The sequence below is a fragment of the Bradyrhizobium sp. USDA 3256 genome, from assembly GCF_054058275.1.
In genome coordinates, this window is the sequence record NZ_JBSSAE010000002.1 from 234,712 (window position 1) to 259,399 (window position 24,688).

Annotated in this window: 20 protein-coding genes and 1 pseudogene; 10 read left to right on the plus strand and 11 right to left on the minus strand. The window is 65.9% G+C overall.

What is annotated here, in order from left to right; all coding sequences use genetic code 11:
- Positions 1–6: 6 nt before the first annotated feature.
- The 5 genes from ACVWY5_RS02780 to ACVWY5_RS02800 form a co-directional block, all read right to left on the minus strand.
- Positions 7–396 carry a RidA family protein gene (locus ACVWY5_RS02780; RefSeq protein WP_028332860.1) on the minus strand — a complete coding sequence of 130 codons (390 nt, stop codon included), beginning with the start codon at positions 394–396 and terminating at the stop codon, positions 7–9.
- A 91-nt stretch (positions 397–487) separates the two neighbouring features.
- Positions 488–655: a hypothetical protein gene (locus ACVWY5_RS02785; protein WP_167350407.1), complete on the minus strand. Its 168-nt coding sequence runs from the start codon at positions 653–655 to the stop codon at positions 488–490.
- Between the two features lie 11 nt (positions 656–666).
- A complete protein-coding gene (locus ACVWY5_RS02790) occupies positions 667–1,284 on the minus strand; it encodes a GNAT family N-acetyltransferase (protein ID WP_028332861.1) in 618 nt (205 codons plus the stop codon).
- 130 nt (positions 1,285–1,414) lie between these two features.
- Complete coding sequence (locus tag ACVWY5_RS02795; RefSeq protein ID WP_028332862.1) at positions 1,415–2,557, minus strand: type III PLP-dependent enzyme; 1,143 nt, start codon at positions 2,555–2,557, stop codon at positions 1,415–1,417.
- Between the two features lie 673 nt (positions 2,558–3,230).
- Complete coding sequence (locus tag ACVWY5_RS02800; protein WP_028332864.1) at positions 3,231–3,491, minus strand: hypothetical protein; 261 nt, start codon at positions 3,489–3,491, stop codon at positions 3,231–3,233.
- Between the two features lie 130 nt (positions 3,492–3,621).
- Between ACVWY5_RS02800 and ACVWY5_RS02805 the strand changes: the two genes are divergently transcribed.
- From ACVWY5_RS02805 to ACVWY5_RS02815, 3 genes are read left to right on the plus strand one after another with little or no spacing between them, the layout of a single operon-like run.
- Positions 3,622–5,697, plus strand: a complete 2,076-nt coding sequence (locus tag ACVWY5_RS02805; protein ID WP_028332865.1) for a M3 family metallopeptidase — start codon at positions 3,622–3,624, stop codon at positions 5,695–5,697.
- Between the two features lie 13 nt (positions 5,698–5,710).
- Positions 5,711–6,349: a DUF1007 family protein gene (locus ACVWY5_RS02810; RefSeq protein ID WP_028332866.1), complete on the plus strand. Its 639-nt coding sequence runs from the start codon at positions 5,711–5,713 to the stop codon at positions 6,347–6,349.
- Complete coding sequence (locus tag ACVWY5_RS02815; protein WP_321176653.1) at positions 6,346–7,452, plus strand: nickel/cobalt transporter; 1,107 nt, start codon at positions 6,346–6,348, stop codon at positions 7,450–7,452. The genes ACVWY5_RS02810 and ACVWY5_RS02815 overlap by 4 nt, the downstream gene beginning before the upstream one ends.
- A gap of 155 nt (positions 7,453–7,607) precedes the next feature.
- Here ACVWY5_RS02815 and ACVWY5_RS02820 read toward each other — a convergent pair whose 3' ends face one another.
- Positions 7,608–8,006: an MAPEG family protein gene (locus tag ACVWY5_RS02820; RefSeq protein ID WP_028332868.1), complete on the minus strand. Its 399-nt coding sequence runs from the start codon at positions 8,004–8,006 to the stop codon at positions 7,608–7,610.
- A 114-nt stretch (positions 8,007–8,120) separates the two neighbouring features.
- Between ACVWY5_RS02820 and hemH the strand changes: the two genes are divergently transcribed.
- From hemH to ACVWY5_RS02835, 3 genes are all read left to right on the plus strand, one after another.
- A complete protein-coding gene (gene hemH, locus ACVWY5_RS02825; protein ID WP_028332869.1) occupies positions 8,121–9,158 on the plus strand; it encodes a ferrochelatase in 1,038 nt (345 codons plus the stop codon).
- A gap of 183 nt (positions 9,159–9,341) precedes the next feature.
- Positions 9,342–10,346, plus strand: coding sequence for an SPFH domain-containing protein (locus ACVWY5_RS02830; protein WP_028332870.1), 1,005 nt, complete (start codon positions 9,342–9,344; stop codon positions 10,344–10,346).
- 41 nt (positions 10,347–10,387) lie between these two features.
- Complete coding sequence (locus ACVWY5_RS02835) at positions 10,388–10,834, plus strand: NfeD family protein (protein WP_028332871.1); 447 nt, start codon at positions 10,388–10,390, stop codon at positions 10,832–10,834.
- A 154-nt stretch (positions 10,835–10,988) separates the two neighbouring features.
- Here the strand turns inward: ACVWY5_RS02835 and ACVWY5_RS02840 are convergent, their stop codons facing one another.
- Positions 10,989–11,324, minus strand: coding sequence for a winged helix-turn-helix transcriptional regulator (locus ACVWY5_RS02840; RefSeq protein WP_028332872.1), 336 nt, complete (start codon positions 11,322–11,324; stop codon positions 10,989–10,991).
- Positions 11,325–11,411: 87 nt separating this feature from the next.
- Here ACVWY5_RS02840 and ACVWY5_RS02845 point away from each other — a divergent pair, with 87 nt between their 5' ends.
- A complete protein-coding gene (locus ACVWY5_RS02845) occupies positions 11,412–11,951 on the plus strand; it encodes a carboxymuconolactone decarboxylase family protein (RefSeq protein ID WP_028332873.1) in 540 nt (179 codons plus the stop codon).
- 97 nt (positions 11,952–12,048) lie between these two features.
- Here ACVWY5_RS02845 and ACVWY5_RS02850 read toward each other — a convergent pair.
- Positions 12,049–13,057, minus strand: a pseudogene (locus tag ACVWY5_RS02850) (KpsF/GutQ family sugar-phosphate isomerase).
- Between the two features lie 261 nt (positions 13,058–13,318).
- Here ACVWY5_RS02850 and ACVWY5_RS02855 point away from each other — a divergent pair.
- On the plus strand, positions 13,319–15,004 hold the full coding sequence (locus ACVWY5_RS02855; RefSeq protein ID WP_321176652.1) for an outer membrane beta-barrel protein: 1,686 nt from the start codon (positions 13,319–13,321) through the stop codon (positions 15,002–15,004).
- Between the two features lie 178 nt (positions 15,005–15,182).
- On the opposite strand, the gene ACVWY5_RS02860 is transcribed toward ACVWY5_RS02855, so the two are convergent.
- Positions 15,183–16,640: a glutamate synthase subunit beta gene (locus ACVWY5_RS02860; protein ID WP_028332876.1), complete on the minus strand. Its 1,458-nt coding sequence runs from the start codon at positions 16,638–16,640 to the stop codon at positions 15,183–15,185.
- A gap of 159 nt (positions 16,641–16,799) precedes the next feature.
- Positions 16,800–21,536 carry a glutamate synthase large subunit gene (gltB, locus tag ACVWY5_RS02865; protein ID WP_028332877.1) on the minus strand — a complete coding sequence of 1,579 codons (4,737 nt, stop codon included), beginning with the start codon at positions 21,534–21,536 and terminating at the stop codon, positions 16,800–16,802.
- 470 nt (positions 21,537–22,006) lie between these two features.
- Between gltB and ACVWY5_RS02870 the strand changes: the two genes are divergently transcribed.
- Positions 22,007–22,807, plus strand: coding sequence for a hypothetical protein (locus ACVWY5_RS02870; RefSeq protein ID WP_028332878.1), 801 nt, complete (start codon positions 22,007–22,009; stop codon positions 22,805–22,807).
- A gap of 225 nt (positions 22,808–23,032) precedes the next feature.
- Here ACVWY5_RS02870 and ACVWY5_RS02875 read toward each other — a convergent pair whose 3' ends face one another.
- Entirely contained in the window at positions 23,033–23,509 is a 477-nt protein-coding gene (locus ACVWY5_RS02875; protein ID WP_028332879.1) for an Hsp20 family protein, read from the minus strand.
- A gap of 221 nt (positions 23,510–23,730) precedes the next feature.
- On the opposite strand from ACVWY5_RS02875, the gene ACVWY5_RS02880 reads away from it, so the two are divergent.
- Entirely contained in the window at positions 23,731–24,678 is a 948-nt protein-coding gene (locus tag ACVWY5_RS02880; protein WP_028332880.1) for an alpha/beta fold hydrolase, read from the plus strand.
- Positions 24,679–24,688: the final 10 nt, after the last annotated feature.

Genomic DNA, 24,688 nt, shown 5'->3' on the forward strand with positions numbered 1-24,688 from the left:
AGTGGATCAGGGGTTGCGACGCTTCGCGGTGACTTCGATCTCGACCTTCATCTCGGGCTTGTAGAGCCCCGCGACGATCAGCATCGTTGCGGCCGGGCGGATGTCGCCGAGGACCTCGCCGCAGACCGCGAAATGGGCATCCACGTCACGGGCATCGGTGAGGTAGTAGGTCGCGCGCACGATGTCGGCCATCGCAAAGCCTCCCTCCTTGAGGGCGGCCTCAATGGTCTTGAAGCAGTTCCGTGACTGGCTCGTGACATCTGATGGCATGGTCATCGTGGCGTAGTCATAGCCGGTGGTTCCCGCGACGAAGGCGAAGTCGCCGTCGATCACGGCACGGCTGTAGCCGGCGGTCTTCTCAAAGGGCGAGCCGGTGGAAATCAGGCGGCGGGACATGTTGGACCTCGACTGAAATGGCTTTGCGCGGGGTTTACGGGCATTTTCGGCGCCCGCGCAACCCCTTGGTTCAGGCCTGGCGCGGCCGGCGTTAGCGGGACTGCAGCGTGGTGTCCGGCGGCGACGGCGGCGTGCCGGTCCAGCGCCGGACCAGGATATCCCTGACGATCATCACCGAGATCAGGATCAGCATGACCGTGGTGACGAGGCCGCGCCAACGCGGGCGCGCGCCATCGGTGATGGGAAGGTGCTCCGACATGGCGGCCCGCCTTACGCCGCGTGCGGCACGGCGAGCGGTGCCTTCCGGCTTCGGGATCGCGTCCGCGATGCCTTGGCCTCGGGCAGCGGCGCGCCGGTCGGCGTGATCATGCCCCAGGCGCCGTCCAGCGCGCCGGCGACAAGCTCGAGGCCGAGCAGCCGCTCGCGCTCGAACGTGCCAGGCAGCGACAGCTCGCCGGTCTTGGCGGCGGTGAAGCCGAAGCGGGCGTAGTAGGGCGCATCGCCAAGCAGGATCACGGCGCCGTGGCCGCGCGCCTTAGCGACCGCCAGCGCACGCTGCATCAGCGCGGCGCCGACGCCGAGGCCGCGGCAGTCGTCGTCGACTGCCAGCGGCCCCAGCATCAGCGCGCTGCGGCCCCCCGCGCTGACGTGCCACAACCGCACGGTTCCAACCACCCGGCCGTCCTGGCGCACGGCCGCAAGGCTCAGGCCTTCGGCGGGCGCGCGTCCGTCGCGCAGGCGCTGGCAGGTGCGCGTATGGCGATTACAGCCAAAGCAGGCATCCAGCAGCGCTTCGCGTGCGACGACGTCCGAGCCACGCTCCGCACGGATCGCGAACGGGGCGGCATCTCGGATGAGGGCAACGGGGGTGTTCCGTTTTGCAGTCATGGCACGTCAGTCCCCGCTTGCAACGGCATATCGTACGCCGCGGCAAGCGTCGTTCAGGAAAATCAAAAATGATCGGGGAGGAGCCGGCGGGGCCGGCTCCCGGTTTATCGGGCCTCGAAAAGGAGGCGAGTCAGATGTGGTAGGTCTTCAGCGGCGGAATGCCGTTGAACGCCACCGACGAGTAGGTCGACGTATAGGCGCCGGTGCCTTCGATCAGCAGCTTGTCGCCGATCTCGAGCGTCACCGGAAGCGGATACGGCAGCTTCTCGTACAGCACGTCGGCGCTGTCGCAGGTCGGGCCCGCGAGCACGCACGGCGTCATGTCCGCCCCGTCATGCGGGGTGCGGATGGCGTAGCGGATCGACTCGTCCATCGTCTCGGCGAGACCGCCGAACTTGCCGATGTCGAGATAAACCCAGCGCACCTCGTCCTCGTCGCTCTTCTTCGAGATCAGAACGACTTCGGTCTCGATGATTCCGGCATTGCCGACCATGCCGCGGCCCGGCTCGATGATCGTCTCCGGGATCTGGTTGCCGAAATGCTTGCGCAGCGCGCGGAAGATCGACCGGCCATATTGCAGGACCGGCGGAACGTCCTTGAGGTACTTGGTCGGGAAGCCGCCGCCCATGTTGACCATGGTGAGGTTGATCCCGCGCTCGGCGCAGTCACGGAACACGGTCGACGCCATCGCGAGCGCGCGGTCCCATGCCTTCACCTTGCGCTGCTGCGAGCCGACATGGAACGAGATGCCGCACGGCTCCAGACCCAGGCGCTTGGCGAGGTCGAGCACCTCGACCGCCATCTCCGGGTCGCAGCCGAACTTGCGCGACAGCGGCCACTCGGCGCCGGCGCAGTCATAGAGGATTCGGCAGAACACCTTGGCGCCGGGGGCGGCACGAGCGACCTTCTTGACCTCGGCGGCACAGTCGACCGCGAACAGGCGAATGCCGAGTGCGAAGGCACGCGCGATGTCGCGCTCCTTCTTGATCGTGTTACCATAGGAGATGCGGTCCGGCGTCGCACCGGCGGCCAGCGCCATCTCGATCTCCGCGACGGTCGCGGTGTCGAAGCAGGAGCCGAGCGAGGCCAGCAGCGACAGCACTTCGGGCGCAGGATTGGCCTTCACCGCGTAGAACACGCGGCTGTCCGGCAGCGCCTTCGCGAAGGTCTGGTAGTTGTCGCGCACGACTTCGAGGTCGACGACGAGGCACGGCTCGGTGTCGAGACCATCCTGACGGCGGTTGCGCAGGAATTCCTGGATACGTTCAGTCATGGCACTCTCCAACGGCCCCAGCGACGGGATCCGCATCAACGTGACGTCGGGTGAGAGCGCTTCGGCCACATCGCGCGATGGAGGCGCGTTGAGGCCAAGAGACTCAAACCAGACTGTGCTGCCGTGGATTGGTTGGGAGAGTTTCCCGCCCGATCACCTGGCAATGAAGGACAAGCCTTTTCAGTAGCCCGGGCCGGCGTTGGACCGCCGGTAGAGACCAAAAAAGCCCGATCCGTCGTTGCTTTAAGTCGCGTCCCCCGTTGAGAGCGGGGTGCGCCGGTTCGCCTCCGGCTGCCAGTCACGGTTGCAAAGAGTGGTGAGACCTTCAACGCGGCATCCCTGGAGAGAGATGCTGGCCGCCTCGTGTCCTGATGGACGTAAGCGACCCTCGGTTCTTCCACCCCTTGGCGGCTGTCCGGCCTCTTGTCCGGATACCTACCGACTGACACACGACCACAGGCACGTGCGAAATTGGGCAAGGCAGGAAATAAGTCTTTTGACTTCGTGGCGCAAGAATTTTTTTGCGATAGCGACAAATTTCCCTAACGCGTGCTTGCGATATCGCGCGGAGCACGCGTCGGACGCGCTGAGGATGAACGGCTGTTAAGAATGACTAACGAAGCGTGTGTGCGTTTTGGCCTTGTGCCGCAGTGCTTTCTTGAATCGCTCAAGCTCACGCGCGACGCGTGAACGGCTCGACGCGTTGAGCTGCGCGGATGAAGGCGATCATGATCAGGACGCCGATGCCGAACAGCACCGCCTGCAGGATGTGCGCGGCGACGTCGTCGAGCCCGAGCAGGATCGCGAGCGCCCAGCCGCCGGCGAACGCCGCGCCGAACACTTCCGCGCCGATCAGGATCGCCGCCGAGATCACGGTGATGACGCTCGGCCAAGCGATGGTGCGGTTGCCTGAGGTGGAGGGCTGCATGGTCATGGAATAGGTCCTGTTCAGGGGGCGCAATCTCTCCGAAAAGTGCCCATCTATCAAGCGCAAAAGGCCCAAAAATGCCGTATCGCGTGATATAGATTGGGCAGCATTTTCAAGGCGAAAAACGGGACATTCGATGTCAGGAACCAGCGCAGACGCTCACGCCAACCCCCTCCTGCAGGCATGGCGGACGCCGCTCGAGACGCCGCCCTTCGCCGAGATCAAGCCGGAGCATTTCCTGCCCGCCTTCGAGCAGGCCTTCGCCGATCATTCCGCGGAAGTGGCTGCGATCACCCATGATCCGTCGCTGCCCGACTTCGACAACACCATCACCGCGCTGGAGCGCTCCGGCAAGCTGCTGTCGAAGGTCTCAGCGGTGTTCTACGACCTGGTCTCGGCGCATTCGAGCCCGGCGATCCTGGAGATCGACAAGGAGGTGTCGCCCCGGATGGCGCGGCACTGGAATCCGATCATGATGAACGCTGTGCTGTTTGGCCGCATCGCCATGCTGCACGAGAAGCGCGCCTCCCTCGGCCTGACCGGCGAGCAGATGCGGCTGCTGGAGCGCACCTACACCCGCTTCCGCCGCTCCGGCGCCGGCCTCGACGATGCGGCGAAGGCCCGCATGGCCGAGATCAACGAGCGTCTCGCCCATCTCGGCACCTCGTTCAGCCACCATCTGCTCGGCGACGAGCAGGAGTGGTCCATGGAGCTCGGCGAGGACGACCGCGCCGGCCTCTCCGACACATTTGTGGCGGCTGCCAAGGCTGCGGCGGAAGAGCGCGGCATGCCCGGCAAGGCGATCGTGACGCTGTCGCGCTCCTCGGTCGAGCCGTTCCTGCAGAGCTCGTCGCGGCGCGACCTGCGCGAGAAGGTCTACAAGGCCTTCACGGCCCGCGGCGACAACGGCAACGCCAACGACAACAACGCGACCATCGTGGAGATCCTCAGGCTCCGCGAGGAGACCGCGAAGATCCTGGGCTTCCCGACCTACGCCGCTTACCGCCTCGAGGATTCCATGGCCAAGACGCCGGAGGCGGTGCGCGGCCTGCTGGAACGGGTCTGGAAGCCGGCACGGGCGCGGGCGCTCGCCGACCGCGACGCGCTGCAGGCACTGATCGCGGAGGAGGGCGGCAATTTCGCCCTCGCGTCCTGGGACTGGCGCTACTACGCCGAGAAGCTGCGCCAGCGCCGCGCCAATTTCGACGATTCCGCGATCAAGCCCTATCTGGTGCTCGACCACATGATCGAGGCCGCGTTCGACTGCGCTACCCGCCTGTTCGGCGTCACCTTCGAGGAGCGCAAGGATATTCCGGTGTGGCATCCGGACGTCCGGGTCTGGGAGGTCAAGGGCCGCGACGGCCAGCACAAGGCACTGTTCTACGGCGACTACTTCGCGCGGCCCTCGAAGCGCTCCGGCGCCTGGATGACCTCGCTGCGCGACCAGCAGAAGCTCGACGGCGGCGTCGCGCCGCTGGTGATCAATGTCTGCAACTTCGCCAAGGGCGCCGATGGCGCGCCGTCGCTGCTGTCGCCCGACGATGCGCGGACCCTGTTCCACGAGTTCGGCCACGGCCTGCACGGCATGCTGTCCAACGTGACCTATCCGTCACTGTCCGGAACCAGCGTGTTCACCGACTTCGTCGAGCTGCCTTCGCAGCTCTATGAGCACTGGCAGGAGCGGCCCGAGGTGTTGCAGCGCTTCGCCCGCCACTACCAGACCGGCGAGGCGCTGCCGGACGACCTGCTCACGCGCTTCCTCGCTGCGCGCAAGTTCAACCAGGGCTTCGCTACCGTGGAGTTCGTCTCCTCGGCGCTGGTCGACCTCGAATTCCACACCCAGCCGGCGGCGGCGAGCTGGGACGTCCGCGCCTTCGAACAGAAGGAGCTGAAGAAGATCGGCATGCCCGCCGAGATATCGCTGCGGCACCGGCCGACCCAGTTCGGCCATATCTTCTCCGGCGACCATTATGCGTCGGGCTATTACAGCTACATGTGGTCGGAGGTGATGGACGCCGACGCGTTCGGCGCCTTCGAGGAGGCCGGTGACATCTTCGATCCCGCGACCGCCAAGCGGCTGCATGACGACATCTATTCGTCGGGCGGCTCGCGCGATCCGGAGGAGGCCTATGTCGCCTTCCGCGGCCGCGAGCCCGAGCCGGACGCGCTGCTGCGCCGCCGTGGCCTGCTCGAAACGCCTGAGGCGGCCTGAGGTGCGGCCGTCATTGAACCGGCTGATCGGCTGGCTCGTGCTTGCGGTGTCCGTCGTGCTCTGCACGGCGGCCGCCGAGGCCCATCCGCATGTCTGGATCGTTGCCAAGAGCGAGCTGATCTACGCGCCCGACGGCACCATCACCGGGGTCCGGCACGCCTGGACGTTTGACGACATGTTCTCGACCTACGCGCTGCAAGGCATCGAGACCAAGGTGAAGGGCGCCTACAGCCGCGAGGAGCTGGCGCCGTTGGCGCAGACCAATGTCGAGTCGCTGAAGGAATACGCCTACTTCACCTTCGCCAAGGGCGACGGCAAGAAGCAGAAGTTCACGGAGCCGGTCGACTATTTCCTCGAATACAAGGATTCGGCGCTGACGCTGCACTTCACCTTGCCGGTGAAGACGCCGTTCAAGGCGAGGCAGCTCTCGCTCGAAGTGTTCGACCCGACCTATTTCATCGATTTCCAGTATGCCGAGAAGGAGCCGGTCAAGCTGGTCGGCGCCGCGGCGAACTGCAAGATGCAGTTCGAACGGCCGAATAGTGACGGCACCGCCGCCGCGCAGAAGCTCGGCGAGCAGACCTTTCTCGACGGCGGCAACGGCAATTTCGGCATGATGTTCGCCAACAAGGTCTCGGTGGAGTGCCCATGACGCCAATCGTCTCGCGCATGACGCGCGGCCTCGCCGTGTCCGCGGCCGTATTGACGGCGTTTGCGCTGCTCGATGGCGCCGTTCATGCGCTGCTGGCACAGAATCCGTTCGGCGCGCCGCGCGCGGCGGAGCCGCAGGGCGGGCTGGTCGGCTGGCTATTGGCGAAACAGTCGGAGTTTTACCGCGAGATTTCGCAGACGATTCGCGCTGCGAAATCCGACGGCTCGGCGGTCTGGACGCTGCTTGTGATCTCCTTTGCCTACGGGATTTTCCATGCCGCCGGCCCCGGCCACGGCAAGGCGGTGATTTCCTCCTACATGGTCGCCAACCGCGAGACCGCGCGGCGCGGCATCGTGCTGTCGTTCGCCTCGGCGCTCATGCAGTCGGTGGTCGCCGTTCTCATCGTGGGCATCTGTGCCTGGCTGCTCAACGCGACCGCGAAGACCATGTGCGGGGCGGAGAAGGCGATCGAGATCGCAAGCTACGCGCTGATCGCGGCGTTCGGCGCCCGGCTGGTGTGGGTCAAGGGCGGCGGCTTCTTCCGCGCGCTGCAGATGCCGCGCCCGGCGCTGGCGATGGCCGGCGCGCATCAGCACGATCACCACCACCATGATCACGGCCATGATCACCATCATCGTCACGCGCATGACGATCACGAGCATCATCATGACCATGGCCACGATCACGGGCATGAGGCGCAGCACGTCCATGACGAGCATTGCGGCCATTCGCACGGGCCGACGCCGGCCGAGCTTGCCGGTCCTGGTGGCTGGCGGCGCGGCTTAGGTGCGATCCTTACGGTCGGGATCCGGCCCTGCTCGGGCGCGATCCTGGTGCTGGTGTTCGCGCTGGCGCAGGGTCTGTTCTGGGCCGGCATTGCCGCGACCTTCGTGATGGGGCTCGGCACCGCCATCACCGTGGCGGCGATCGCGCTGGTCGCGGTGTCGGCGCGCGGTGTGGCCGAGCGGCTGAGCGCGGCGCGCGACGGCGGCGGCATGGTCATCATGCGCGGCCTGGAATTCGCCGCCGCGGGCCTCGTGCTGCTGTTCGGGCTCGGGCTATTGTTCGGCTACGTCGCGGCCGAGCGCGCGACGTGCCTTTGAAGTTGCCTCGCCCGCTTGCGGGGAGAGGTCGAAATTCGCGTGCGCGAATTTCGGGTGAGGGGGTCTCCGCACGCTGCCTTCAATCGAATTTGCGGAGACGGCCCCTCACCCCAGCCCTCTCCCCGTAAGAACGGGGAGAGGGGGAAGAAACTGGCTCAACTCGTCAGATAGCCCCTGATCGCCGGCAGCAGGAAGATCGCGATGTTGATCGCGAAACCGATGCTCCAGAGGATCGAGCGCAGCGTCGGGCGGTTGCCGATATAGGTGAAGACGTAGGCGATCCGCACGATCAGGAATAGCACCGCGAGCTCGTCGATCAGCCGCAGCGGGCCGACGCGGAGTTCGGCAAGCAGCACGGCGAAGGCGAAGAACGGGAAGGCCTCGATGCCGTTCTGGTGCGCGCCGAGCGCCCGTGAGCGGATCGGGTCGTCGTAGAAGTCGGGATCGCGCGGCCTGGCATTGTCGAAGCTGCGGAAGCCGGCCCACTTCACCGACACGATCGTCAGCAGCGAGAGCATCAGCGTCCCGAAGACGCACCATTCGGCGATCGTCATGGTTCCCCCTTATTCCGCACGGGAACGTAGCCAACCCGCACTCGGCTTGACAAGGTTGGAGCAACGCGCGAAGCCCAAAGCCCCCAGGCGAAGGATATCAAGCGCAAGGCCATCATGAGCACGGTGATCCCCTTCGAGAGCGCGAAGCCTGCCGCGGCGCCGAAGCCGGAACGCGTCGGCGTGCTGCTGGTCAATCTCGGCACGCCCGATACGGCCGATGCCGCCGGCGTGCGGGTCTATCTCAAGGAGTTTCTGTCCGATCCGCGGGTGATCGAGGATCAGGGCCTGCTCTGGAAGCTGATCCTCAACGGCATCATCCTGCGCGTCCGGCCGGCCCGCAAGGCGCGCGACTATCTGAAGATCTGGAACACCGAGAAGAACGAGTCGCCGCTGAAGACCATCACGCGCTCGCAGGCAGACAAGCTGGCGGAAGCGATCGCCGATCACGATCACGTCGTGGTCGACTGGGCGATGCGCTACGGCAACCCCTCGATCAAGGAGCGCATCGAGGCGCTGGCGGCGCAGGGCTGCGGCCGGCTGCTGGTGGTGCCGCTCTATCCGCAATATTCCGCCGCAACGTCGGCGACGGTCTGCGACGAGGCGTTTCGCGTGCTGGCCGGCATGCGCGCGCAGCCGATCCTTCGGGTGACGCCGCCCTACTACGACGATCCCGACTACATCGAGGCGCTCGCGGTCTCGATCAATGCGCATCTTGCGACATTGCCGTTCCAGCCCGAGATCATCGTCGCGTCGTTCCACGGCATGCCGAAGGAATACGTCGACAAGGGCGATCCGTATCAGGCGCAATGCATCGCCACGACCAATGCGCTGCGCAAGCGGCTCGGGCTCGATGCCAACGGGCTGATCCTCACCTTCCAGTCGCGCTTCGGCAAGGCCGAGTGGCTGCAGCCCTATACCGACAAGACGGTCGAGAAGCTGGCCAGGGACGGCGTGCGGCGCATTGCCGTGGTCACGCCCGGCTTCTCCGCCGATTGCCTGGAGACGCTGGAGGAGATCGCGCAGGAGAATGCCGAGATCTTCCGGCACAATGGCGGCGAGCAATTCGCGGCGATCCCCTGCCTCAACGACAGCGACGGCGGCATGGACGTGATCCGCCAGCTCGTGCTGCGCGAGCTGCAAGGCTGGATCTAACAAGGCTGGATCTGATTGTTAACGATCCGTGACACCGGGCACGGGCATTCGTTGGCATCTGGTCATCCGACAGCAGCTTCCTATGTGCTAGGGAGAACAACAGCCGGCTGAACCGGCGGAGCGGTCCTGCCGACCAATGCACGACCGTGACTGGCGACGGTCTCGCCGGCCTTGGAGGACTTTATGACTGGCTTCGACGTCTTCGCGATCGCGTTTGTTCTTCTCGTCATCGTTACGCTGTTCGCCGGGATCAAGACCGTTCCGCAGGGTTTTGACTGGACCATCGAGCGGTTCGGCAAATACACCCGCACGCTGTCGCCCGGCCTCAATTTGATCGTGCCCTATTTCGACCGCATCGGGCGCAAGATCAACATGATGGAGCAGGTGATCGACATCCCCGAGCAGGAGGTGATCACCAAGGACAACGCTACCGTGACGGTGGACGGTGTCGCGTTCTACCAGGTGTTCGATGCCGCCAAGGCGAGCTACGAGGTCGCCAATCTCAACCAGGCGATCACCGTCCTGACTATGACCAACATCCGCTCGGTGATGGGTTCGATGGATCTCGACCAAGTGCTGTCGCATCGCGACGAGATCAATGAGCGGCTGCTGCGCGTGGTCGACGCCGCGGTGTCGCCCTGGGGCGTCAAGGTCAACCGCATCGAGATCAAGGACATCGTGCCGCCGGCCGACCTCGTCGAGGCGATGGGCCGCCAGATGAAGGCCGAGCGCGTCAAGCGCGCCGACATTTTGCAGGCCGAGGGCCAGCGGCAGTCCGAAATCCTGCGCGCCGAGGGCGCCAAGCAGGGCCAGATCCTGCAGGCCGAGGGCCGCCGCGAGGCCGCCTTCCGCGACGCCGAGGCGCGCGAGCGGCTCGCCGAGGCCGAAGCCAAGGCGACCCAGATGGTGTCGGAATCGATCGCCAAGGGCGACGTCGCCGCGCTGAACTATTTCATCGCCGACAAGTACATCAAGGCGTTCGGCCAGCTCGCGGAATCGCCGAACCAGAAGGTCCTGATGCTGCCGATCGAAACCTCGAGCGTGCTGGGCTCGCTGGCCGGCATCGGCGAGATCGCCCGCGCCACCTTCGGCGAGAGTGCGGCGTCCGCTACGGCCGCAGCACGGCGTGGCGGCTCGGTCCCGCCGGCCGGGCCGCCGGTGCCACCGCCGGTGCCGCCGCAGCGGTGAGGGCGTGACGGTGTCGCGCCCGCAATGGTAGAGGTCACGTCATGGCCGAGATGTTTTCGACATTGGGTACCTGGAACTGGCTGATCTTCGGCTTCATCCTGATGGCGCTGGAGCTCGCGGCGCCTGGGGTGTTCTTGTTCTGGCTCGGGCTCGCGGCGCTCCTTGTGGGGCTGCTGTCGTTCGCCTTCACGCCGTCCTGGCAGATACAGCTCTTGATGTTCGCAGTGTTCGCCGCGTTGGCGGTGCCGGCATGGCGCCATTTCGCGAAGGGCGCGACGGCGGCCAGCAAGACCAATCCCTTCCTCAACCGCCGCAACGAAGCTCTGGTCGGCCGCGAATTCACGCTGGAGAAGCCGATCGTCGACGGATCGGGCACGGTGCGGATCGACGACACGGTGTGGCGCGTCGCCGGCCCCGATGCGCCCGCCGGCAGCCGGGTCAAGGTGGTCCGCGCCGACGGCGCCAGCCTGACGGTGGCGATCGCTTAGTCTGGCCTGAGCCATTGACGACGACCCGGCCCCGAGCGTCGGATGCTGCTTCGGGCGAGTAATTCGTAGCCCGGGTGAGCGCAGCGATACCCGGGGAAACCGGTCCCGCATATCGCTCCGCTCATGCGGGCTACACACTGACGGCCGCCGAGGTCTAGCTGCCGCCCCGCTTGCTCCAGCGCTCGGCGAAACGGTGGAGCGGCGTGAAGGTCGGGAACAGCTCGCGGCCGAGCGCGGTGAGCCCGTAACCCTCATCCGTCAGCTCGACGAACCCGGCCTCGCGCAGCTCCGTCAATCGCGTCTGCAGGATCGTCGGCGAGGCCTCGTCGCAGGCGGTGCGCAGCGCGCGCGAGGTCAGCGCGCCCTCGCGCAGCTCCCAGATGATGCGCAAGGTCCAGCGCCGTCCCAAGAGATCGAGCAGCGCCATGATCGGGCGGCCGGACCGCGAGCCGCGGACGGCGGGTCTTGTGACTGGGCCCTGCTTCGGCATGTCGCGAATTCCTGTCGAATCTCTCTTGCGAGTCGCTACAGATATTGTAGCGTGTCGCTACATTAAATGTAGCAACGGGATCAGCCCATGTCACGCCTCGCGCCGCTCGATCCGCCCTATCCGGCGGACGTTCAACAGCATTTCGATCGCATCATGCGCGGCAAGCCGCCGCTGGTGCTGTTCCGCATGTTGGCCGGCCATCCGCGTGCCTGGGAGAAGTTTCGCGGCGGCAGCCTGCTTGACCGCGGGCCGCTTCCCTTGCGGGCGCGGGAGATCGTGATCGACCGCACCTGCGCGCTCAATGCCTGCGAATATGAATGGGGCGTCCATGTCACGGCGTTCGGCGCGGCCGCCGAACTGACGGAGCAGCAGGTCCACGCCACCGTGCGCGGTGCGGCCGATGCCGGCTGCTGGTCGCCGGCCGAACAGGCGATGATCGCGGCGGTCGACGCGCTGCATGCCCGCGCGACGCTGGATGACACGGAATTCGCGGCGCTCTCGGCGCATTACGATGAGGACCAGATCCTGGAGATCATCCTGCTGTGCGGCTTCTACCGCACGGTCTCCTACCTCGCCAACGCGCTGGCCCTGCCGCTGGAGGAAACCGCGGCGCGGTTTCCGAGGTAGCCGCTGTCATTCCGGGGCGATGCGAAAGCATCGAACTATGGTGCGCAATTGCGCATCTGAGGTTCACGCTTCGCGTGCCCCGGAATGACCGAGTGAATTACGCCACACCCGCCCGCAGCAGATCGTGCAGATGGATGATGCCGACCGGCTTCTTGGCGTCGGTCACGATCAGCGTCGTGATCTTCGAGGCGTTGAGCAATTCCAGCACTTCGCCGGCCAGCGTATCGCGGCTGATCGTCTTCGGCGTCCTGGTCATGACCTCGTCGACCGACAGCGTCAAAAGGTCGGGGCGCATCTGCCGGCGCAGATCGCCGTCGGTGACGATGCCGACGAGATGGTCGTGGCGGTCGACGATGCCGACGCAGCCAAAACCCTTGGAGGTCATCTCGACCAGCGCATCCGACATCTTGGTGCCGAGCGGCTTCAGCGGCAGCGCGTCGCCGCCATGCATCAGGTCGCGGGCATATTTCAGCAGCGCGCCGAGCTTGCCGCCCGGATGCAGCACGCTGAAATCGGTCGAGGTGAAGCCGCGGCCCTCGAGCAGCGCGATCGCCAGCGCATCGCCGAGCGCCAGCATCATCAGCGAGGAGGTGGTCGGCGCCAGATTGTGCGGGCAGGCCTCGCGGGCCTTCGGCAGCGTCAGCTGCACGTCGGCGGCCTTGCTCAGCGTCGAATCCTTGTCGGCCGTCATCGCGATCAGCGGAATGCCGAAGCGCGCGGCATAGGCGATCAGGTTGCGCATCTCCGGCTGCTCGCCGGACCACGACAGCGCCAGGATCACGTCATCGATCGTGATCATGCCGAGGTCGCCATGGCTCGCTTCGGCGGCGTGCACGAAGAACCGCCGGGGTGCCTGTCGAGGCAAAGGTCGCGGCGATCTTGCGCCCGATATGGCCGGACTTGCCGAGCCCGGTGACGATCAGCCGTCCCTTGGCCTTGCCGATCAGCTCGGACGCGGCGGTGAACGGCGCGCCGAGGTCGGACTTCAGTGCGGCGGACAGCGCTGCGACGCCGCTTGCTTCGGCATCGAGGGTGCGGAGCGCCGATTGAACGGCGCCGTCATCGGGGCCGGATGATTTTGTCATCAGCGGTTTCGGTTTGGCCATTTCGGATTCCAGGGGATGGGTTTTGCACCCGGGCGTCTCCCTTAGCACGTTCGATTCCGCGATGCGACGCGCGGCAGCCGATCCTCAACGGCTCATTAACCATAATTGTTTTAACTCCATTAACGACGTTTTCCGCCGCCCGGTGGAGCGCGTCCGACAAGTATGTGAATTCGTTGGAGTTTTTCCATCGTGTTGCGGCGGCCAGCAAGCGGCCCAGACCGGCGTGGACGCCTCGTCCGCGCGGTTTTGCCATGTCCGGCCGTGACCGCTCTGGCGCTGACCGTGACCACCGGGGTCGCCGCGGCCCAGACCGTGACGCCCGATCTGTTCAGTCCCAATCGCCAGAGCCAGGTGATCACACAGGATTCGCCGCTGCGCCGGACCACGGCCGACGCCATGGATCCGCTCAATGGCCTGAAGCTGCCTGACGCCGATCGCGATCGCCGTTCCTCTTCGTCTTCATCGACATCAACGACGACGCGGATCGGACAGGTCCCGACCTACGGGCTCCCCGCGGCGAACGGCGCCGCGACGTCGGGCTATGACTCGCTCAACCGCAAACGCCAGAAGCCGAAATATTATCCCGGCCAGGCCAGGCCGAAGCCGCCGGCCGGACCCGGCTCGCCGCAGCCGACGCCGGCGCCATCGAACGCCACCGGGCAGCTGCGACTGTCGATCCCGCCCTCGGAGACCGCCAACAAGACGCCGCTGCCGCCGGCGATGGCCGGCACCATCGTCGGCCAGCCGCCGCGCAAGCGGCTCAAGATCGACGACGATCCGTTCGGCGCGGTCGGCGATTATGCCGGCTCGTTCATGGTCAAGACCGCGGTCGAGGTGATGGCCGGCTACGACACCAACCCCGGTCGGCTCTACTCGCCGCAGGGCAGGGCGTTCTACATGGTCGCGCCGGAATTCCTCGCGGTCTCCGACTGGGAGCGTCACGCCGTCGTCGCCGATTTGCGCGGCTCCTTCAACGGCTATGGCTCCGGCCTGACGCCGAACGCCGACGGCACGCCGCTGTCGGCGCCGCTCGACATCGACCGTCCGAATTTCACTGGCCATATCGACGGCCGTCTCGACGTCACCAAGGACACGCATCTGCTGGGGCAGGCCCGCCTGCTGGTCTCGACCGACAATCCCGGCAGCCCGAACGTGCAGGCCGGCCTCGCCAGATATCCGATCTACACCACGGTCGGCGGCACCTTCGGCATCGACCAGCATTTCAACCGCATGCAGGTCTCGCTCGGCGGCACCGTCGACCGCACCGACTACCAATGGTCGAAGCTCACCGACGGCACCTCGTCGTCGAACGACGATCGCAACTTCACCCAATACGGCGGCGTCGGCCGCGTCAGCTATGAGCTCAATCCGGCCGTGAAGCCCTTTGTCGAAGTCGAGGGCGACAGCCGCTTCCATGATCTCTATCTCGACCGCAACGGTTACGCGCGCAATTCGTCGGGCGGTTATGCCAAGGTCGGTACGTCGTTCGAGTTCACCCGGCTGTTGTTCGGTGAGATCTCGATCGGCTATGCCATGCGCGACTATGTCGACCCGCGGCTTAGCCGACTCGAAGGCCTGCTCACCACGGCCTCGCTGACCTGGACCGCTACGCCGCTAACCACGGCCAAATTCTATTCCGACACCCAGATCGGCGAGACCACGCTGCCCGGCACCTCGGGCGTGCTGTCGCGCACCTACACCGTCGAGGTCGATCACGACTTCCGCCGCTGGCTGACCGGCATCGGCAAGTTCACCTACGGCACGCTCGATTACCAGGGCGACAACCGCACCGACAAGATCTACGCGTTGTCGGGCGACCTGATCTACAAGCTGACCCGCAGCCTCTGGATCAAGGGCACGCTGAGCCGGAACTGGCTGGATTCGAATCAGCCGGGACAGAGCTCGGCGTCGACGGTGGTGATGCTGGGCGTGCGGGTGCAGAATTAGCGGCGAGGATGCCTACGTCGCATCTCAAATGAGATGTCGTGCCCCGCGAAGGCGGGGCACCCAGTACGCCGCGGCCTATCCGTTCAAGCTCTGACGTCTCTGGAATACTGGATCGCCCGCTTTCGCGGGCGATGACAGCTGCGTTTGTGGATGCAGTTCGGCGAAACCGCCGGGGCACTCACCCCGGCAGATCCGTCTTCCCCATCAGGAAGGTGTCGATCGAGCGCGCGCACTGGCGGCCTTCGCGGATTGCCCAGACCACGAGCGACTGGCCGCGGCGCATGTCGCCGGCCGAGAAGATTTTTGCGCGCGAGGTCTGGTAGTCGTGCAGGGACGCACGGACGTTGCCGCGCTGGTCGAGCTCGACGCCCAGCGTCTTGAGCAAGCCCTCGTGCACCGGATGCACGAAGCCCATCGCCAGCAGCACGAGCTCGGCGTCGAGCGTGAACTCGGTGCCGGGCAGCGGCTTGAACTTGTCGTCGACCTTGACGCAATGCAGCTTCGTCACCTTGCCGTCGACGCCTTCGAACTTCGTCGTCAGCACGGCGAATTCGCGCACCGCGCCTTCGGCCTGGCTCGACGACGTGCGCATCTTCAGCGGCCAGTTCGGCCAGGTCACGCCCTTGTTCTCGTGCTCGGGCGGCGCCGGCATGATCTCAAGCTGGGTCACCGACGTTGCGCCTTGCCGGAACGAGGTGCCGATGCAGTCCGATCCGGTGTCGCCGCCGCCGATCACGACGACATGCTTGCCGCCGGCGAGGATGTCGGCGGCGCCGTTCAGCGGCTCGCCGGAGACGCGGCGGTTCTGCTGCGGCAGGAAGTCCATTGCGAAGTGGATGCCGGAAAGCTCGCGGCCGGGGATCGGCAGGTCGCGGGGGGCTTCCGCGCCGCCGGTCAGCGCCACGGCGTCATACTGCTTGGCGAGCTCCTGCGGATCGATCGCACCCGGCGTCGAGCCGCCGACGGCCTTGCCGTAATGGAAGGTGACGCCCTCGGCCTCCATCTGCGCCACGCGGCGGTCGATGATGCCCTTCTCCATCTTGAAGTCGGGAATGCCGTAGCGCAGCAGGCCGCCGGCCTTGGCGAACTTCTCGTAGACATGCACCTCGTGGCCGGCGCGCGCGAGCTGCTGCGCGGCGGCCATGCCGGCGGGACCCGAGCCGATCACGGCGACCTTCTTGCCGGTCTTAACGGCTGCGATCTCCGGCTTCAGCCAGCCATTGTCCCAGGCGCGGTCCACGATCGCGCATTCGATGGTCTTGATGGTGACCGGATTGTCGTCGATGTTGAGCGTGCAGGACGCCTCGCACGGCGCCGGGCAGATGCGGCCGGTGAATTCGGGGAAGTTGTTGGTCGAGTGCAGGTTGCGCGAGGCTTCTTCCCAGTTGCCCTGATAGACGAGGTCGTTGAAATCGGGGATCTGGTTGTTGACCGGGCAGCCCGGCGTGCCCGGCGCGGTCGAGCCGGTGCCGTGGCAATAGGGGATGCCGCAATTCATGCAGCGCGCCGCCTGGTCGCGCGTGTCCTTCTCGCTCAGCGGAATGACGAATTCCCTGAAGTTCTTGAGTCGATCGGCGACCGGCTCGTACTTGCGGTCATGCCGCTCGATCTCGAGAAAACCTGTGATCTTACCCATTGAAACCCGATGCCCCTGCATCATGTGTTCGTCTGTTCTGTTTGACCCTCATCCTGAGGAGCGGCGCGTGCGCCGCGTCTCGAAGGATGGAGGCCCGTGTGGCGGCCTCATGGTTCGAGGCGGCGCTGCGCGCCTCCTCACCATGAGGGTCTTTCAGGCCTACGCGCCGATCGCGATCTTCGGCTCGGCGTCGGCGTTCGCCTTCATTTCCTTCAGCGCGCGGCGGTACTCCACCGGCATCACCTTGCGGAATTTCGGCAGCCAGCTCTTCCAGTCGGCGAGAATCTCCGCCGCCTTCTTCGAGCCCGTCAGCTTGGCGTGACGCGTGATCAGGACGTGCAGCCGCTCCACGTCGGAGTCGAGCAGGTTCTGGAACACGTCGACCCGGCCATGCGCCTCGAGATCGCCGGAGTGGTGGTAGGTGTCGGCGTTGATCATCTCCTCCGAGAGCACCGGCTCGAGCTCGACCATCGAAAGGTTGCACAGCTTGTCGAAGTCGCCGGCCTCGTCCAGCACATAGGCGATGCCGCCGGACATGCCGGCCGCGAAGTTGCGCCCGGTCTTGCCGAGCACCACGACGATGCCGCCGGTCATGTATTCGCAGCAATGATCGCCGGCGCCCTCGACGACCGCGACTGCGCCGGAGTTGCGCACCGCGAAGCGCTCGCCGGCGATGCCGCGGAAGTAGCACTCGCCCGCGATCGCGCCGTACATCACGGTGTTGCCGACGATGATCGACTCTTCCGGCACGATGCCGGAGATCTTCGGCGGCTTGACGATGATGCAGCCGCCCGAGAGGCCCTTGCCGACATAGTCGTTGCCTTCGCCCTCGAGCTCGAAGGTGACGCCCTTGGCGAGCCAGGCGCCGAACGCCTGTCCCGCCGTGCCCTTCAGGCCGACATGGATGGTGTCGAGCGGAAGGCCGGCATGGCCGTAGATCTTGGCCACCGCGCCCGACAGCATCGCGCCGGCGGAACGGTCGGTGTTGTTGATCTCTTCCTCGATCTTGACCGGGGCGCCGCGATCGAGCGCGGCCTGCGCCTTCTCGATCAGCCGGCGGTCGAGCACGGTTTCCAGATGGTGGTTCTGGCGCTCCGAGTGATAGATCGTCTGGCCCTTCTCCTCCTTCTGCCGCACGAACAGCTTGGAGAAATCGAGGCCCTTGGCCTTCCAGTGCGAGACCAGCGCGGTCTGGTCCAGCATCTGGACCTGGCCGACCATCTCGTCGAACGTCTTGTAGCCGAGCTGCGCCATGATCTCGCGGACTTCCTCGGCGACGAAGAAGAAGTAGTTGATGACGTGCTCGGGCTGGCCGGTGAAGCGCTTGCGCAGCACCGGATCCTGGGTCGCGACGCCGACCGGGCAGGTGTTGAGGTGGCACTTGCGCATCATGATGCAGCCCGCCGCGATCAGGGGCGCGGTGGCGAAGCCGAACTCGTCGGCCCCGAGCAGCGCCCCGATCACGACGTCACGGCCGGTGCGGAAGCCGCCGTCGACCTGGACCGCGATGCGGCTGCGCAGCCGCTGGCGCACCAGCGTCTGATGGGTCTCGGCAAGACCGATCTCCCACGGCGAGCCGGCATGCTTGATCGAGGTCAGTGGCGAGGCACCGGTGCCGCCCTCGAAGCCCGCGATGGTGACATGGTCGGCGCGCGCCTTGGCGACGCCGGCGGCAACCGTGCCGACGCCGACTTCCGACACCAGCTTGACCGAGACCTGGCCGTCGGGATTGACGTTCTTAAGGTCGTAGATCAGCTGGGCGAGGTCTTCGATCGAGTAGATGTCGTGATGCGGCGGCGGCGAGATCAGGCCGACGCCGGGCGTCGAATGCCGGACGCGGGCGATCGTCGCGTCGACCTTGTGGCCGGGCAGCTGGCCGCCTTCGCCGGGCTTGGCACCCTGCGCCATCTTGATCTGCATCATGTCGGAGTTGACGAGGTATTCCGTCGTCACGCCGAACCGGCCCGAGGCGACCTGCTTGATCGCTGAGCGCATGCTGTCGCCGTTGGGCATCGGCTTGAAGCGGTCGGATTCCTCGCCGCCTTCGCCGGTGTTCGACTTGCCGCCGATCCGGTTCATCGCGATCGCGAGTGTGGTGTGCGCCTCGCGCGAGATCGAGCCGAACGACATCGCGCCGGTCGAGAACCGCTTGACGATGTCCTTGGCCGGCTCGACGTCCTCGAGCTTGACCGGCTTGCGCTTGTCGTCCTCGGCGCTCTTGATCCGGAACAGGCCGCGCAGCGTCAAGAGACGCTCGGACTGCTCGTTGAGGATCTTGGCGAACGCCCGGTAGCGCTCCTGCGAATTGCCGCGCACGGCATGCTGCAGCGTCGAGACCGATTCCGCGGTCCAGGCATGGTCCTCGCCGCGGGTGCGGTAGGCATATTCGCCGCCGACATCGAGCGCGCTCTTGTAGATCTGGCCGTCACCGAAGGCGTCGGTGTGGCGCCGTACGGTCTCCTCGGCGATCTCGCCGAGGCCGACGCCCTCGATGCGGGTGTGGGTGCCGGCGAAATACTTGACGACGAAGTCCGCCTTGAGGCCGACCGCGTCGAAGATCTGCGCGCCGCAATAGGACTGGTAGGTCGAGATGCCCATCTTGGACATCACCTTGAGCAGGCCCTTGCCGATCGACTTGATATAGCGCTTGACGATCTCGTAATCGTCGAGCGCGCCGGGCAGCCGGTCCTTCATCGCGAGGATGGTTTCGAACGCGAGGTAGGGGTTGATCGCTTCGGCGCCGTAGCCGGCGAGGCAGGCGAAGTGATGCACCTCGCGCGGCTCACCGGATTCCACGACGAGGCCGACCGAGGTGCGCAGGCCGGTGCGGATCAGGTGATGATGCACGGCGGCGCAGGCCAGCAGCGACGGGATCGGAATCCGGTCGGTGCCGGTCATGCGGTCCGACAGGATGATGATGTTGATACCCTCGCGCACCGCGCCCTCGGCGCGTGCGCAGAGCTCGTCGAGCACCTGCTCCATGCCCGCCGCGCCGAATCCGGCGTGGAAGGTGGTGTCGAGCGTGCGCGACTTGAAGTGGGTCTCGGCGACGTCGGAGATCGAGCGGATCTTTTCCAGATCGGCGTCGGTCAGGATCGGCTGCCGCACCTCGAGGCGCTTGGTCGAGGCGACGCCCTGCAGGTCGAACAGGTTCGGCCGCGGCCCGATGATCGAGACGAGGCTCATGACGATTTCCTCGCGGATCGGATCGATCGGCGGGTTCGTCACCTGCGCGAAGTTCTGCTTGAAGTAGGTAAACAGCTGCTTCGGCTTGTCCGACAGCGCCGAGATCGGCGTGTCGTTGCCCATCGAGCCGGCAGCTTCCTCGCCGATGGCCGCCATCGGCGTCATCAGGATCGCGATGTCTTCCTGGCTGTAGCCGAAGGCTTGCTGGCGATCGAGCAGCGGCAGGTTGGAGCGCACGCCCTTGGCTGGCGCATCCGGCAGCTCCTCGAGCTGGATCTGGGTGCGATGCAGCCAATCGCTGTAGGGGTGACTCTTGGCGAGGTCGGCCTTGATCTCATCGTCGGGAATCAGGCGGCCCTGCTCGAGGTCGACGAGCAGCATCTTGCCGGGCTGCAGCCGCCACTTGGTGACGATCTGGTCCTCCGGAATCTTCAGCACGCCCATTTCGGACGCCATCACGATGCGGTCGTCCTTGGTGACGAGGTAGCGCGCCGGGCGCAGGCCGTTGCGATCGAGCGTGGCGCCGATCTTGCGGCCGTCGGTGAAGGCGATCGCGGCCGGGCCGTCCCACGGCTCCATCAGCGCGGCATGATATTCGTAGAAGGCGCGGCGCTGCTCATCCATCAGGGGATTGCCGGCCCACGCTTCCGGAATCATCATCATCACAGCGTGCGGCAGCGAGTAGCCGCCCTGCACCAGGAATTCGAGCGCGTTGTCGAAGCAGGCGGTGTCGCTCTGGCCTTCATAGGAGATCGGCCACAGGCGGCTGATGTCCTTGCCATAGAGCTCCGAATGCACGGAGGCCTGCCGCGCCGCCATCCAGTTGACGTTGCCGCGCAGCGTGTTGATCTCGCCGTTATGGGCGATCATCCGGTAGGGATGCGCCAGCGACCAGGTCGGGAAGGTGTTGGTCGAGAAGCGTTGATGCACCAGCGCCAGCGCGCTGTCGAAGTCGGCCTCGTGCAGGTCAGGATAGTACTTGCCGAGCTGGTCGGCGAGGAACATGCCCTTGTAGATCACGGTGCGGCACGACAGCGAGCACGGATAGTAGCCCGCCATGCCGCGGTCGCGGCGCTGATAGATCGCCTGCGAGATCGACTTGCGCAGGATGTAGAGGTGGCGCTCGAAATCGTCCTCGGTCTTCGCAGCACCATTGCGGCCGATGAAGACCTGCATGTGGTAGGGCTCGGTCGGCTTCACGGTGACGCCGAGCGAGGAATTGTCTGACGGCACATCGCGCCAGCCGAGCAGCTTGAAGCCCTCGTTCTTGATCTCGTCGGCGATGATGCTCTTGATCACGTTCCGCCACGCGGCATCGCGCGGCATGAACAGCGCGCCGATGGCGTATTCGCCGGGCTGCGGCAGCTTGAAGCCGAGCTCCGCGGTCTTGCGCGCAAAGAAGGCGTGCGGGATCTGCACCAGGATGCCGGCGCCGTCACCGGCGCGCGGGTCGGCGCCGACGGCGCCGCGATGCTCGAGGTTGCACAGGATGTTCAGCGCGTCGGAGACGATCTGGTGCGACTTCTGGCCCTTGATGTTGGCGATGAAGCCGACGCCGCAGGAATCCTTTTCCAGGCTCGGATCAAACAGGCCTTCGGCTTCCGGGCGCCAAGTATGCAACTCACGCGCGGGCTCGGCCGCTTTCGAGTCCGCGGTCGCCGACAGCGTTCCTGCCACGATGTTTTCGCGCTCGAATTCCGACCCGCTCATGTGTCCTCTCCCTTTCGTAAGGGCCCCACCGTATTTGGCGCACCTTGGACGTTGCGGCACCCACCGGGCCACCGCTCGTCCGCCGCGAGCCGCATTTTCCTAAATTCAGACGACGGGCGTTTCAACGTCCCCTGAGGGACGGCCCTGCCTGCAGCATTCTCGGAGCTCGGGGCGCCGAGGTCTCGTTGCAATCCCTATGCCGGGATGGCCTCGAAATTGAGACAGCTTTACTGTCCTAACTTAGACCTTGCCAAATTTTTGTCTATCACACAAGCGCGAGGAAGTCCTCGCCCGCATGCTCGGATCGAACGGCTCGGCGGGGATGAGGCGCCCCCGATTCGAAGCAAACACGCCGTGATCTGGCCCAAGGAGCGACCAAGGACCGCCGAATTTGAAACTGAAGTTTTGCCCCGGGCAAGCCGGCAAGAGAGCGGAAACGCTCTAGGGCGGGGCAGACAGGAGTTACGGCGATGAAGTTGTTCACAGGTTCGGTTGCTGCCGCCGCCCTCGCGCTCAGCGCAGCCTCGGCCGAGGCCCAGCTGGCGACGTCCGCCCGGATCGGCAGCCCGCTTCTGGTCAGGGTATCCGACATGGACGGGCCCTATGCCGCCATGCCCGAGGTTCCGCCGCCGCCGCGCTTTGGCCGGGTCCCGAGCCTGTTGCCGCCGGTCGAGGTCTATACCGTCCTGCGCGAGAACGGCTATCTGCCGCTTGGCGCGCCCCGGCAGCGCGGGTTCGTCTACACGATCTCGGTGATCGACCAGGGCGGCGACGACGGCCGGCTGGTGATCGATGCCCGCGACGGCCACATCATCCGCTTCACGCCGGCCTCCCGGCTCGGCGACAATTACGAAGAGGAAATGAGCGCGACCGACGGTCCCGTCGGGCCGATGCCGCGGCCAATCCAGGCCCGGGTGCCGCGCCCGCCGCTCCCGATCCCGCATGTTGCCAGCCGTGTGCCGGTGCCGAAGCGGAACCCGCTGGCGGCCAAGGCCCAGGTTCCGGCGACCCAGGCTCCGGCGGCAGCCCAGGCTCCTGTCCCGGCGGCCCAGGCCGCCGTCCCGCAGGCGGCCACGGCCACGCCGCAGCCTGCTCAGGCAGCCGCACCCGCGACGGCCGAGCAGGCCGCAGCCCCGAAGCCGGCCGAGGCCCAGGCTGCGCCGCAAGCCGTCCAGCAAGCCGAGGCTCCGACCGTCGGTCAGGGGGCTCCGGCGCCTGCGCCCGCGATCCTGCCGACCCAGGCAATGCCCAAGGTGCAGGGATTGGAGTGACCCGCGTCGCTCTGTAGCCCGGATGGAGCCAACGGGTCGCGCGAACGCGCGCCCGATGACAGGCTCCGCGAAATCCGGGGCGGTCCCGTCGCGGACAAGTTCCCCGGATTGCGCTTCGCTTCATCCGGGCTACGCCACCACTGCGGATCGTCGGCAACAAAAAACGCCCCGGTTTCCCGGGGCGTTTTCGCGATCAGCCAATATCTGCTGACGCGGGTTTGTTGCTTAGGCGGCGGCCTTGCCGGCCGAGCCGTCAACGACCTGCGGAGCCTTCTCGCCGCCGCCGATCGGAATGCTGCGGGGCTTCTTGGCCTCGGGAATCTCGCGGACGAGATCGACGTGGAGCAGACCGTTCTCGAGCGAAGCGTTCTTCACCTGCACGAAGTCGGCAAGCTGGAAGACGCGCTCGAAGGCGCGGGAGGCGATGCCGCGATAGAGCACTTCGGAGCCGTTGCCGGAGTTCTCGTTGGCGGTTTTCTCGCCCTTGATCGTCAGCGTGTTCTCCTTCGCGACGATCGAAAGCTCGGCCTGCGAGAAGCCGGAGACCGCAACACTGATCCGGTAAGCATTCTCGCCGGTGCGCTCGATGTTGTAGGGGGGATAGCCGGGGCTGCCGTCCGAGGTTACCTGATCGAGCAGGTTGAAGAGGCGGTCGAAGCCGACGGTGGAACGATAAAACGGAGTGAGGTCGTAGCTACGCATAGGAATAGTCCTCCATTGAGCGACTGTTTCAGTTACCCGCCCGCCATCGGGCCGGGCTTAGATGTGTGCAGCCTGATGTTTCGGTTCCGAAGCACTGGTAGCGGCCTGCACGGAGGTGATATGGGAGAGGTCACGTCGCGTTCAAGAGGCGGAAACCGCGTCGCATTTTTTGGCGCCGGCGTCCTTAATCTCCACCCTGTCTCACCACTCCGGTCCCCTTCATGACGCTCGTCTCGATTCCCGCCAACCCGGTTCCGGACGACGTTGTTAGTGGCACCATCAAGACATCAGACGGGGCCGAGCTGCGCTTTGCGCGCTGGGCGCCGCCGCCCGGCCGCAAGGGCACGGTTTGCGTGTTCGGCGGGCGCGGCGAGATGATCGAAAAATATTTCGAGACCGTGCGCGATCTGCGCGACCGCGGCTTTGCGGTGGCGATGATCGACTGGCGCGGACAGGGCCACTCGTCGCGGCGGCTGCGCGATCCCCGCAAGGGCTATGTGCGCGACTTCGCCGACTACGAGGTCGACGTCGAGACCTTCGTGCAACAGGTGGTGCTGCCGGATTGCCCGCCGCCCTATTTCGCGCTGGCGCATTCGATGGGCGGTGCGGTGATGCTGCGCCTCGCGCATGCCGGCAAGCGCTGGTTCGACCGCATGGTGCTGTCGGCGCCGATGATCGACCTGCCGCGCCGCCGCGTGTCGTTCTTCCCGAGCACGCTGCTTCGGATCATGCGGCTGGCCGGGCAGGGCGGCCGCTATGTTCCCGGCGGCAGCGACGAACTGGTCGGCCTCGCGCCCTTCATCGGCAATCCCGTCACCAGCGACCCGGTGCGCCATGCCCGCAACGCGGCGATCCTGGAAGAAGACCCGACGCTCGGCATCGCGGCGCCGACGATCGCCTGGGCCGACACCGCGTTCACCGCGATGCGCACCTTCCGCGGCATGTCGTATCCGTCCGAAATCCGCCAGCCGATCCTGATGCTGGCGGCGAGCAACGACGAGGTGGTGTCGACGGCCGCGATCGAGGAGTTCGCCTATCACTTGCGCGCCGGCTCGCATCTCGTGATCGCCGGCTCCAAGCACGAAATCCTGCAGGAGCAGGACCGCTACCGCGGCCAATTCTGGGCGGCGTTCGATGCGTTCGTGCCGGGCACGCCGCTGTTCAAGTGAAACATGGCGT